Annotated in this window: 1 protein-coding gene; it reads right to left on the bottom strand. The window is 71.7% G+C overall.

Annotated elements, in window-relative coordinates; translation table 11 throughout:
* Positions 1-247 (bottom strand): rRNA adenine N-6-methyltransferase family protein (locus AMS65_RS17900; RefSeq protein WP_277620070.1); only part of this gene is annotated, 247 nt, incomplete at both ends.

The raw sequence follows: 247 nt of genomic DNA, 5'->3' as shown, positions 1-247 counted from the left end.
CTCGAGAGCGTGGCTGCGCACGGGACGGAGGCGCGGATGCGCGGGGTCGGCAAAAACGTCGGGCAGCATCGCCGGCGCCGTCACCGGAAGCTCGGCCGCGAGGCGATCATCGATTTCGACCGCGGTCACATCGGCGCCGATCTCGGTGATGCCGAGCGTCAGCGACCCGAGCCCCGGGCCCACCTCGACCACGCGCGCTCCCGATTCGATGGCCGCGAGCCGCACGATCTTGCGCACGGTGTTCGGG

Source organism: Leucobacter celer subsp. astrifaciens (assembly GCF_001273835.1).
In the GTDB taxonomy this organism is placed as follows: Bacteria; Actinomycetota; Actinomycetes; order Actinomycetales; family Microbacteriaceae; genus Leucobacter; species Leucobacter celer.
This window is presented reverse-complemented; position numbering and strand designations above follow the sequence as displayed.